9 protein-coding genes are annotated in these 12016 nt (G+C 69.2%); all 9 read right to left on the bottom strand.

Annotated elements, in window-relative coordinates; translation table 11 throughout:
• Positions 1-54: 54 nt before the first annotated feature.
• On the bottom strand, positions 55-1248 hold the full coding sequence (locus MHN80_RS23210) for a M24 family metallopeptidase (protein WP_239403833.1): 1194 nt from the start codon (positions 1246-1248) through the stop codon (positions 55-57).
• Positions 1249-1294: 46 nt separating this feature from the next.
• The gene (locus MHN80_RS23205) at positions 1295-2800 is read right to left on the bottom strand and encodes an NAD-dependent succinate-semialdehyde dehydrogenase (RefSeq protein WP_374206410.1); all 1506 of its coding nucleotides are present in this window, start codon (positions 2798-2800) and stop codon (positions 1295-1297) included.
• An 8-nt stretch (positions 2801-2808) separates the two neighbouring features.
• Entirely contained in the window at positions 2809-5778 is a 2970-nt protein-coding gene (locus MHN80_RS23200) for an FAD-binding and (Fe-S)-binding domain-containing protein (RefSeq protein ID WP_239403831.1), read from the bottom strand.
• Between the two features lie 19 nt (positions 5779-5797).
• The gene (locus MHN80_RS23195) at positions 5798-7105 is read right to left on the bottom strand and encodes an aspartate aminotransferase family protein (protein WP_239403830.1); all 1308 of its coding nucleotides are present in this window, start codon (positions 7103-7105) and stop codon (positions 5798-5800) included.
• A 45-nt stretch (positions 7106-7150) separates the two neighbouring features.
• Complete coding sequence (locus MHN80_RS23190) at positions 7151-7597, bottom strand: MarR family winged helix-turn-helix transcriptional regulator (protein ID WP_239403829.1); 447 nt, start codon at positions 7595-7597, stop codon at positions 7151-7153.
• Complete coding sequence (locus tag MHN80_RS23185; RefSeq protein WP_239403828.1) at positions 7594-8199, bottom strand: DJ-1/PfpI family protein; 606 nt, start codon at positions 8197-8199, stop codon at positions 7594-7596. The genes MHN80_RS23190 and MHN80_RS23185 overlap by 4 nt, the downstream gene beginning before the upstream one ends.
• Positions 8200-8274: 75 nt before the next feature.
• The gene (locus MHN80_RS23180; protein ID WP_239403827.1) at positions 8275-9636 is read right to left on the bottom strand and encodes an MFS transporter; all 1362 of its coding nucleotides are present in this window, start codon (positions 9634-9636) and stop codon (positions 8275-8277) included.
• A 204-nt stretch (positions 9637-9840) separates the two neighbouring features.
• Complete coding sequence (locus MHN80_RS23175; protein WP_239403826.1) at positions 9841-10830, bottom strand: 3-hydroxybutyryl-CoA dehydrogenase; 990 nt, start codon at positions 10828-10830, stop codon at positions 9841-9843.
• Positions 10827-11936 carry an NAD/NADP-dependent octopine/nopaline dehydrogenase family protein gene (locus MHN80_RS25830; protein WP_004021333.1) on the bottom strand — a complete coding sequence of 370 codons (1110 nt, stop codon included), beginning with the start codon at positions 11934-11936 and terminating at the stop codon, positions 10827-10829. The genes MHN80_RS23175 and MHN80_RS25830 overlap by 4 nt, the downstream gene beginning before the upstream one ends.
• Positions 11937-12016: the final 80 nt, after the last annotated feature.

Raw genomic sequence — 12016 nt, 5'->3', positions numbered from 1 at the left:
CTTGCGCTCCTCGCACCTCAGGGATCGGGTGGTGTCATTTCTTGTTGACGTTGCTCATTTGTGGATCAGTTCGCGGGGGAAGTCGGTGAAGGTCTCCACACCGGTCGGGCTGACCCGGACCGACTCGGACAGTTCGAAACCGTAGTTGTCCATCCACATTCCGCAGACGATGTGGAAGGTCATGTTGGTCTCGAGCACCGACTCGTCCTCGCTGCGGATGCTGATGGTGCGCTCACCCCAGTCGGGCGGATAGCCGATCCCGATCGAATAACCCAGACGTGAGGGTTTCTCGAGGCCGTACTTCGCGAGCGTCCAGTTCCAGGTGGAGGCGAGTTCGCGGGTGGCCACGCCCGGTTTGATGGCCTCCAGCACGTTGTTCAACCCCTCGGCGGTTGCTTTGGCGACGTAGTCGAGGTCCTTGCTCGGGGTGCCCAGCGAAACCGTGCGGGCGAGCGGGCAGTGGTATCGGCTGTGCGCACCGGTCAATTCGATGACCACCGCCTCGTCTTCGGCGAAAGTTCCCTGATGCCAGGTGAGGTGGGGGGTGTCGGCCGCCGCGCCGGTGGGCATCATCGGGACGATCGCCGGGTAGTCGCCGCCGTACTCCGGGGTCCCGGTGATCTGCGCCTGCGAGATGGCCGCCGCCGCATCGCATTGCCGGACACCGATGTCGATGGTGTCGATGGCGGCGCGCATCGCCTTCGAGCAGACCATGCCCGCCTGGCGCATGAGCTGCACCTCGGCTTCGGACTTGACCGATCGTACCCAGTTGACGAGTTCGAAGTTGTCGACGAGCTTCCACTCCGGGATCGCGTTGAACAGCGCGCGGTAGGCCTTGGGCGAGAAGAAGTGCGAGTCCATCTCCAGGCCCACCGACCCGGTGTTGGACGCCGGGGCGATGAGGTGACGCTGACGCAACGACCAGGCGACCCAGTCGAACGGGTGCAGGTGCGGCCGGTGGACGTAGCTCTCCGGATAGCCGACGATCTGGTCGGCGGACAACCACGTCGTGCGGTGTGCGCCATGCGCATCCATTTCGCGGGCGTAGAAGACCATCTCGCCGTCGATCGGCACGAACAGCATCTGCGGGGTGTAGAACGACCAGGCGTTGTACCCGATCAGATAGAAGATGTTGGCCGGATCGGTGACGATGATCGCCGACAGACCCTGTCGGTCCATGAGCTCACGGACTCGGGTCAGGCGCTGTTCGTACTCGCTGTCGCTGAAGAGCTGAGCCCCCAGGTACATGGTCTTCGCGCTCCTGTCTGACCGGGACTGGTTCCGGGAAGTGTTGTCAGCGACGGGGAATCGGCGTGGCCGTGTATTTCACGTCGAGGAACTCCTCGATGCCCACGCGTCCGCCTTCGCGGCCGAGTCCGGACTCCTTGACACCCCCGAACGGGGCTGCCGGATTGGACACGGCGCCGGTGTTGACCCCGACCATACCGGTTTCCAGCGCAGCCGACAGTCTGGCGCAGCGGTCGACGTCCTGGCTGAACAGATAGCCGACCAGCCCCCAGGGGGTGTCGTTGGCCAGCGCGAGGACCTCGTCGTCGGCCGCGGGATCGCCCGGGTCGTCGGCGTCGCCGAACGGGATGATCGCGGCGACGGGTCCGAAGATCTCGGTGCGCGTGAGATCCGCGTCGAGCCCGACGCCGGTCAGGACGGTCGGCGGATAGAAGAAGCCCGGGCCGGCCGGGTTCTCGCCCCCGCAGACGACCGAGGCGCCCTTCGCCACGGCGTCGGACACCAGTGCCGAGACCTTCTCGACGGCTCTCGATTCGACGAGAGGCCCGACCTGGACGCCCTCGGCCGCACCATCACCCACCCGCAGCGCGGACATCTTCGCGGCGAAGGAATCGGTGAACTCGTCGATCACGCTGCGGTGCACGAAGACCCGATTGGCGGCCGTGCACGCCTGGCCGATGTTGCGCATCTTGGCGAACATGAGTCCGTCGACGGCTCGCGAGATGTCCGCGTCGGCGCACACGATGAACGGCGCGTTGCCGCCCAGTTCCATCGACGTTCGCATGACCGTCCCCGCAGCCTGGCGCAGGAGGAGTTTCCCCACCTCGGTCGACCCGGTGAAGCTGATCTTGCGGGCGAGTCCGCTCTCCATCCACTCGGTGACGACGGTCGACGGGTCGCTGGTGGTGACGACGTTCAGCACCCCCGACGGCAGACCCGCCTCGACGAGGATGTCGGCCAGCAACAGCGTGGTGAGTGGGGTCAACTCGGCCGGTTTGAGAACCATGGTGCAACCGGCCGCGACCGCAGGCCCTATCTTGCGGGTTCCCATGGCCAGCGGGAAGTTCCACGGCGTGATGAGGATGCACGGCCCCACCGGCTGCCTGGTCACCACGATCCGGTGCGATCCGTCGCCGGTGGTGGTGGAGTCGCCGCCGATGCGGACCGCCTCCTCGGCGAACCAGCGGAAGAACTCGGCGCCGTAGGCGACCTCGCCCTTGGCCTCGGCGAGGGGTTTGCCCATCTCGGCGGTCATCACCGCGGCGATCTCGTCCACCCGCGCCATGATCAACTGATGTGCGCGGTAGAGGATCTCGCTGCGGTGGCGGGGCGAGGTCGCGGCCCAGTCGGCCTGATGTGCCGCCGCGGTCTCGAGTGCGCGCCGGGCGTCGGTGACGTCGGCGTCGGCCACTCGGGCGAGTACGTCGCCGGTGGCCGGGTTGACCACGTCGAATCGCTGACCCGAGGCGGCCGGGGTCCATGTTCCGTCGATGAACAGATCGGTGCTGACGCGCGACACGACATCGGGTGCGGAGTGGGGGGTTGCGGTCACTGAGCCGGTCACGGTCGTACTCCTCGGAGGTCGGTGGCTGTGTCGGGTGCTGAGGTGAGCAATTCGGCGAGATGGACTCCGCGGACACGGCCGGGGGAGAGGCCGTCGTCCACGGTCGCGAGGTGTTCGACGGCCATCGCGCAGCTGAAACCGTCGGTGATCACCGGCCGGTCGGGTGCTTTCCGCAGGGCCGGAGCCAGACTGTTCTCGGCGACGGCCATGCTGACCTCGTAGTGCCCTCTCTCGAAGCCGAAGTTGCCGGCGACACCGCAGCATCCGTCTGCGGTGTGCACGGTTATTCCGAGCGCCTCGAGAGCGGCGACGCCCACCCGGGCGCCGAACACCGAGTACTCGTGGCAGTGGGTCTGCACCGTCACCTCATCGGGTAGGGGCGGTGGTCGCCACCCCGCGTCGAGCAGTGCGGGAAGGTGGGCGGCGAAACTCCGGACGCGTGCTGCGACGCGACGTGCGGCCTCGGTCGGGACGAGTTCGGGCAGATCCTTCGCCAGGGCCGCGGCGCAACTGGGTTCGACCACCACGATCGGCCGGTCCGTCCCGTCGTCGAGATCGGCGACGGTGCGACGCAGCACCTTTCGGGCCCGATTCAGCTGTCCCGTCGAGATCCATGTGAGACCGCAACAGTTGTCGGCCGTACAGCCGACGGAATCCGACGCACGGTCGACGGGGTGGGCGGCTCGGAGGATCTCGGCCACGGCGGTGGCGACGTGCGGCCGGAAGGCGCGGGTGAAGGAGTCGACGAACAACACGACCGTGGAACTCGCGTCGACCGGGGAGAGCGCCCCGAGGTGGGTGCGCCGCGCCCGTCGGGTGGCGAACGCGGGCACCGTGCGCCGGGGGTCGAGTCCGCCTGCGCGCGCGGCGAGACCGCTGAGCCGGGATCGCAGTGCGCGGTTGAGGACCGGTGCCGTGAGCCCGGCCGCCGACAACCACGCGGGCATCCAGCCGAGGGAGTAGTGCGACAGCGGCCGGAGCCGGCGCCGATAGTGGTGATGGAGGAACTCGGACTTGTAGGTGGCCATGTCGACGCCGGTCGGGCAGTCGGTGGAACAGGCCTTGCAGGACAGGCACAGGTCCAGGGCCTCGGCGACATCGGTCGACCGCCAGCCCTCGTCGACGCTCGGCGCGGTGCGGACCATGTCCTGCAACACGCGCGCCCGGCCGCGGGTCGAGTCCTTCTCGTCGCGAGTGGCCTTGTAGCTCGGGCACATCACCCCGCCGGAATCCGCACGGCACCTCCCCACGCCGATGCATCCCTGTACGGCGTGCACGAACGGGTCGAGCAGGGGGAGTTCGGGGCCGAGATCGAAAGCCGTGGGCCAGCTCCGGCGCGGCACCTCGGCGAGAGCCAGGTCGGTGGTGATCGGGGGCGGGTCGACGATGCTGCCCGGGTTGAGGATTCCGTGCGGGTCCCAGATCGACTTGAACCGGGCGAAGGCCGACATCATCGCCGGGGTGTACATGACGGGCAGCAGCGCCGATCGGGCCCGCCCGTCACCGTGCTCGCCGGACAGCGAACCGCCGTGGCGCACCACGAGTTCGGCGGCTTCGGCGCAGAAGCGTGCCATCACCGCACGACCCTCGGGGGAGCGCAGGTCGAATGTGATCCGCACGTGCATGCAACCGGCGCCGAAGTGCCCGTACATGACGCCGGTGAGGCCGTGCCGGTCGAGCAGTTCGGCGAAGTCGTCGAGGTAGTCGGCGAGTCGTTCGGGTGCGACGGCGGCGTCCTCCCAGCCCGGCCAGGATTCGTAACCGTCGCCGATGCTCTCGTCATCGGGATCGGCGAGGCGCGACGACAGCCCCGCGCCGTCCTCGCGAACCCGCCAGAGTGCCTTGCGGCGGGCCGGGTCGTCGACAACCGTGGCGTCGATCATCCGACCCTGCGCGCGCAGGTGATCCAGAAGGCGTTTGGCGGTCGCGGGCACGTCGGCCTCCGACTGCGCGGTGGCACTGTGGTCGTCGAGATCGATGAAGAGCCATGCGGATCCGTCGGGCAGACCGGCGACAGACTCGAGGCCACGTCGCGCCGCCATCGTCGCGACGATCTTACGGTCGATGCCCTCGATGGCCGACGGCGCGAACGGGAGGATCGCCGGGACGTCCCGGGCGGCGTCGGCGGGGGAGCGGTAGCCCACGCACAGCAGGAGTTGCGAGGTCGGGACCGGCACGAGCGTCACGGTCGCCGACACGACGATCGCGCAGGTTCCCTCGCTGCCGACGAGGGTGCGCGCCACGTCGAACCCGTTCTCCGGCAGCAGCTTCGCGAGATGATAACCGGAGACCTGTCGCGGAATGGTCTCGAGCTGGGTGCGCAGGATCGCCAGGTTCGCGGCGGCCAGGTCACGCAGCGACCCGGTGATCTCGGCCGCTCGCGCCCCCGCCGCGGCGTCGGCGGGATCGGTGGCCCGCAGGCCGTCGCGGGTTGCGGTGAGCAGCAACCCCTCTGCTGTGACGAGATGGAGCTCGACGATGTGATCGCTGGTGCGGCCGTGTCGGACCGAGTGATTGCCGCAGGCGTCGTTGCCGATCGCGCCGCCCAGCGTCGCGCGCGACGCCGACGACGGGTCCGGCGCGAACGTGAGCGTACCGCCGGTGGCGGCTCGTGCCTCGGCGGCGAGGGTGGTCAGTACGATCCCCGCGCCGGCGACCGCGGTCGCGGAGTCGGCGTCGACGGACAGGGCGCCATTGAGATGCCGGGACAGGTCGATCACCACTCCGGGCCCGATCGCGTTGCCGCCCATCGAGGTCCCGCCGCCGCGGGGGACCACCGGGATCCGGCGCTCATGGCACCATCCGACCACGGTGGCCACGTCTCGCGCTGTGCGCGGGAACGTGACCGCCAGCGGCGGTACCCGGTAATTGGAAGCGTCGTAGGAGTATTCGGCGAGGCGACGCGTCGAGGAGTCCGCGTCGACACCGAGTTCGGCGAGTTCGGCTGCGATGTCCACCCGTGGCATGTGTGACCGAGCTGTCGGTCTAACCGAGTGCCGCGGCGAGGGCGGCACCGAAACGGGCCACACCGAGGTCGATCTCCTCGGCGGTGACCACGAGGGCGGGAATGAGTCGCACGACGTTGGCCGCCGGACCGCACGTGAGCGAGAGCAACCCCTGGGCGGTGGTGGCCTGCTGCACGGCGAGCGCGGCCGCCGCGTCGGGCGCGGTGTTCCCGGTGGCGTCGGTGGCGATGAACTCGATGCCGGCCATCAGTCCCAGGCCGCGGACGTCCCCGACGCCGGGGAAGGCGGCGCACACCTGCCGCAGGCCGGCGAGTAGCTGTTCACCGCGCACGCGGGCGTTCTCGACGAGGCCCTCGGACTCGATCACGTCGAGCGTGGCGATCGCGGCGGCCGCCGCCACGGCGTTGCCTCCGTATGTACCGCCCTGCGAGCCGGGCCAGGCCTTGCTCATCAACTCCGTCGGTGCCGCGATCGCCGAGATCGGGAATCCCGATGCCAGGCCCTTGGCGGTGATCAGGATGTCGGGTGTCAGGCCCGCCGCGTGCTGGTGACCCCAGAACTTGCCGGTGCGGCCGAATCCCGCCTGCACCTCGTCGAGGACGAGGAGGATGCCATGGCGGTCGGCGCGCTCCCGCAGACCCTGGAGGAAGCGCGGCGGGGTGGGCAGGTATCCACCGTCGCCGAGAACCGGTTCGATGAGGAAGGCGGCCGTGTCATTGGGCGCGACCCGCGACTGCAGCAGATAGTCGAGCTCGCGCAGCGCGAAATCGACGGCGGTGTCGGTGTCCCAGCCGTAGCGGTAGGCGTACGGGAACGGTGCCATGTGCACGCCGCTCATCAGCGGGGAGAAGCCTGCGGAGAAACGCGTCCCGGCGGTCGTCAGGCTGGCCGCCGCGACGGTACGGCCGTGGAAACCACCCTGGAACACGATGATGTTGGGTTTCGCGGTGGCCATCCGTGCCAGGCGGACGGCGGCTTCGACGGCCTCGGAACCGGAGTTCGCATAGAAGACCGAGTCGAGTCCGGCGGGCAGCACCGACCCGAGGCGCGCGGTGAGCTCGAGGAGCGGGGTGTGCATCACGGTGGTGTACTGCGCGTGGATGACCTTGGCGCACTGTGCCTGCGCGGCCGCGACGACGTGCGGGTGGCAGTGTCCGGTGCTGGTCACGCCGATACCGGTGGTGAAGTCGAGATAGTCGCGACCGTCGGTGCCCCTTATCCACGAGCCCGCCGCGGTGTCGACGACCACGGGGGTCGCCTGCTTCAGCGCCGGGCTCAGCGACGCGGTCTGGCCGGAGCGGATCGGGGAGTCAACACTGGCGGTCATGGGTACACGGTGACGCTCGATCGTACGATTGTCAACAATTGGACATCAGTGCTGGTCATCAAGTGTGTCGAGGGCGGCGCTGAGGTCATGTAGCGCGTGCAGGGCCTGTTCCCACCGCGCGGGGTCGAGGACGGTCGCCAAACGATCGGCCGCCTCGCGGTGCCCGGGGTTGATCGCCCGCACGGCGGCGAGTCCCGCTGCCGTGGGCGCGACGAGCTTGGCCCGGCGGTGGGCCGGATTGTCCCGGTATTCGGCCAGTCCGTCGGCGACGAGGAGGTCGGCGGTGCGCTGGACGCTCTGCCGCGTGATCCCCATCGCCCGTGCGATGCCCGCGACCGGTAGCGGCTCGTCGAGGACCGCGCCGAGCACCTGCCATCGGGTGGCGGTCAGCTCGGCGGGGGCGGCGAGGCGCTCGGCGAGGGCGAGGAACTGGCCGTTGAGGCGAAACGCGGTCAGTGCCGAGGCCGACAGCAGGTCCTGATGGTCTCTCACTGCTCGCCGGCCAGGGCGTAGAAGCCGCTGGGGTCCTGATGGCCGTAGAGCTGATACCAGGCGTCGAGAACCGGCGGTGTGTAGAGACCGAGCAGCGCGAAGACCTCGCGGGCGAAGTCGACGGGCGCGATCGCCGCGGCGGTGATCACCCCGCGATCGGTGACGGCGGGAGCGTCGACGTAGTGCGCGGCGCCCGCATATCCCGTGGGTGTGAGCTGCTCGGGCGCATTGCTGGTGTGGCGGCGGTCGTCGAGCAGGCCGGCGCGCGCGAGCCCCAGTGTCGCGCCGCAGATCCCGGCGACCGGTGTCCCGGCGTCCGCCCACCGCCGGGCCGCGTCGACGAAGGCGTCGTTGGACTCCCAGATCTGGGCGCCGGGCAGCACCAGCATCGCGCTGTCCTCGGGTCCAATGGCGTCGAGGGTGGTGTCGGGCACCATCGTGACCCCGCCGATCGTGCGGATCGGCTCGGCGGACGCGCCGACGGTCACGATCCGGAACGATCCGGGTTCGGCCTGGTAGTCGGGGTTGTTGATGCCCGCTGCGACATAGCCGAACTCCCAGTCCGCGAGCGTCGGATACAGGGCGAGATGAACGGTTCTCATGAGGCCTCCTCGTGAACGACAATGACAGCATCCTGTCATATATGACAGGATGCTGTCAATCGTCCGAGGTGTGCGTCAGTTGCGCAGGCGCTGCCCGCGCGAGGGTCGGCCGACGAGGGCAGGGGCCGTCTCCCGGATGACCATCAGGCAGCAGAGGCTGATCGCCATCAGGACCGCCGCATAGATCCCGACGGGAATCACGCTGCCGGTGGCACTGACGATCCGGTTCGCGATCATCGGGGCCAGCCCGCCGCCCAGCACCGCGCCGACCTGGAAGCCGATCCCGATGCCGCTGTAGCGCTGCGTGATCGGGAACAGCTCCGCGAAGGTCGTGAGCATCGGACCGTAGACGAAGCCGGTCAGGGCGAAGCCGATCGAGATGACCGTGATGCAGGCGGTCAGCGACCCGGATGCGGTGACCCAGAACAGGATCGGCGCGAACAGCAGTGAGGTGATCATGCCGAATCCGATCACCGTCTTGCGGCCCAGCCGGTCGGACAGGTAACTGCCGAGCACGACGGTCGCGGCATGACAGGCGAGCGCCAGCGTGCTGCCGAGGACCACCGGCGACCGCTCGAAGCCGCGTCCCGGATCGGTCTCGGTCAGGAAGGAGAGCATGAACGTGAACAACAGGAAGGCGTAACAGTTCTGCCCGACGTTGATCCCGGCGGCCAGGGCGACACGACGCCAGTTCTGCCGGAGCACGGCGAAGGCCGGCGGTGAGCTCTCCTCGGCCTGCTGGGACGCGACGAAGTCCGGTGTCTCGCTCACCCTCGATCGCGTCCACACCCCGATCGCCAGCACGACTCCGCCGATGAGGAAGGGGATGCGCCAGCCCCAGGCCAGGACCTGCTCCATCGGCATCAGCAGCACGAGTGCGAACGACAGGTTGGCCAGGATGCCGCCGACCGGCGAGCCCAGGGTGACGAAGCAGCCGTACAGGCCACGCCGGTGCGCCGGCGCGTGTTCGGCGGCGAGCAGGGCGGCGCCGCCGATCTCACCGCCTCGCGAGATGCCGTGCACCATGCGGAGGAAGACCAGGATGATCGGTGCCACGATCCCGATGGCCTGGTAGTCGGGGAGGATGCCCATCGCCAGCGTCGACCCGCCCATGAGCAGGAAGGCTGCGGTCAGCGCCTTGCGTCGACCGAATTTGTCCCCGAAGTGTCCGAAGATCAGGGCGCCGATCGGCGCCATCACGAAACCGACAGCGAAGGTCGCGAATCCGAGGAAGGTGCCGAACCAGGGATCGTCGACGTTGAAGAAGATCTTGTTGAAGACCAGCGCCGTCGCGGTGCCGTAGATCGCGAAGTCGTAGAACTCCATGATCGTGCCGACGCCGGATGCGACGGCGACGCGGGTGGTCCGTTCCCGCCGGGGCTGCTCGGTGCTCGGTGCCGTCGGGTCGGGCGGTGCAGAATTGTCGAGAGTTACCACGGATCACTCCTCATCGGTGGGCGAACGGACCGTCGAGGCCGGCGTTCGTTGGCTGTACTCGTGGATGGATCGATTGTGTCGAACCCGCGCGACGCGGGGAATCGGGAAAAGCTTTACAACGCCGAGCTATTGGACGCGTTCGAGCGCGTTTCACCGCGCCACCGGGTCCGGCCCGGTGGCGGGGTGCGGGGATCGCCCGAGACGTCAGTCGGCCGTGCTGAACTCCTCATGGCGGGCGAGGCGTCCGACCGCGTCGAGGACACGGGCGAAATCGGCGATGCGCTGTGCCCGATAGTCGTCGACGGTCGACGGGTCGAACTCGTAAAAGCCTGCGCCGTCCGAGATCCCGCGGCGCCCGGACGTCATGTTCGTCTCGACCAGAGGCGCGGGTGCGAACCTCTCGCCGAGTTCGCGGCTCAGGTAGTTCGACGCGTGGAAGAGCGTGTCGCAGCCGCCCCAGTCGATGAACTCGAGCAGGCCGAGAACCGCGAAGCGCGAACCGAATCCGATGCGGACCGCGGTGTCGATGTCCTCGGCGCTGGCCACGCCCTCGGCCACCATGCGTGCGGCCTCGTTCATCACCAGCGCCTGGAGCCGGGGCACGATGTATCCGGGCGACGGCGCGCACACCACGGGCACCTTGCCGACCGCGAGCAGCAGCTCGCGGGTGGCGTCGACGGCCCCGGGACCCGTCGCCGTGCCGGGCGCCACCTCGACGAGCGGCATGAGATCGGCCGGATTCAGCCAGTGCGCGTTCAGGAAACGCGCCGGCGCCGACAATGCGCCGGCGAGTTCGTCGACGAGGAAGCTCGACGTGGTCGACGCGATGGGGACGGTGTCGCCGACCATCGCCTCGATCCACGCGAGCGCATCGCGTTTGATCCCGGCGACCTCCGGCACGGCTTCGAAGACGAGATCCGCCGCGGCCATCGGGGTGAGGGCGTCGACCTCGCCGACGACCGTCACCAGCGCGGCGACATCCTCGAGGTCCTCGACCGCGAGCAGGCCGAGCGTGACCTTGTGCGCCAGTGCCTGTCGGATCGACGCACGGACTCCCTCGAGGTAGGCCGCGGCGTCGGCGCCGCGGTCACGGAGGTCGACGACCGACACCGCGACGTTCCCGAAGGCCAGTGCCGCGGCGATGCCCTGGCCCATCCGGCCGGCGCCGACCACGGCGACGTGACGGCCCGTCACCGCGCCGGTCCGTCGTGGAGCAGTGCCCGCATGCCGGACGGGTCGAGTTCGGCCAACCCCAGGCTCTCCAGGGTCCGCCCGCCGGTCGCGGCGGGACGGCCGGTGACCGCGCCGGCCAGGGCGAGCAGACCGTCGGCCACCGGAGACGGCACCGACGCCCACCGCGCCACGGAACTCAGCAGCGCCAGCCCGATCTCGACGTCCTCGACCATGTAGCGGTGGGTGTGCAGGTCGATGTTCTCGCGCCAGTCGCCGCTGTCGGTGAGCTTCTCGTGGGCGGCGTTGCCGTACATCCACTCGTCGCCGTCGGCGGTGTAGTGGTCGGCGAGCGGGAAATGCGGTGCGGCATAGCCGAGCGCCTCGCGGACCGCGATGCGCTCGGCATCGAGCGCCGAGGTGACCCGCCGGATGGAGTCCTGGGTGCCCTCGTTGTGGATGTCCCACGACGGGAAGTGTTCCAGCGGACCGGCATTCATCAGGATGAGTGGCGGGTGGATGATCGGTCCGGCGTTCATCAGCGCGCCGCTGAGGGCGTCCTCGACGCGTTCGACGGCGGGGTAGACCTCGCCGAGGACCGCCAGCGCCCGGTCGGTGTGCCGCGCCGGGAAGACGCCGGTGGGCAGACGCGTGGCGTATCCGCTGACCACGACGCGGGTGTCGCCGTGCTTGCGTGCGAGGTAGGGCAGGGTCCCGGTTTCGGCGAACGCGACGTCGGCGGGGTTGCCCGCGGCGCGTACCGCCTGCGCGAAGACGATGGATCCGAAGCTGCCCGGCGGCAGATAGACGACCTGACCGTCGCGCAGATGCGGGGCGAGTTGCCGGGCGAGCGACTCGTGGGCGAACGCGGGAACCGGCGCGACGATGACCTCGGCGGTGGACACCGCCTCGGCGAGGTCGGTGACGATCGAGATGCCCCTGCCGTCACCGTTGTCGACGGTGATCTGCCTGCTGCCGCGATGGTCGTCGAGGTCGAGGGTTCCGCGCTCGACCAGCGACGAGAACGCCGCGCCGTCCCGCCGCCACCAGGTGACATGGTGGTCCTTCTCGCTGAGCTCGGCCGCGGCCGCATAAGAGCCGTGACCTCCGCCGATGATGCAGACCTTCACGAATCGTCCTCCTCGATCTCGGGCCGCCCGTGCGGCCACTGGGGTGTTGGGAGGAAACGTAGGAGCGCTGCCGCGGACTG

Origin of the sequence: Gordonia sp. McavH-238-E (genome assembly GCF_022348225.1) — a bacterium.
GTDB classification, from domain to species: Bacteria; Actinomycetota; Actinomycetes; order Mycobacteriales; family Mycobacteriaceae; genus Gordonia; species Gordonia terrae.
This window is presented reverse-complemented; position numbering and strand designations above follow the sequence as displayed.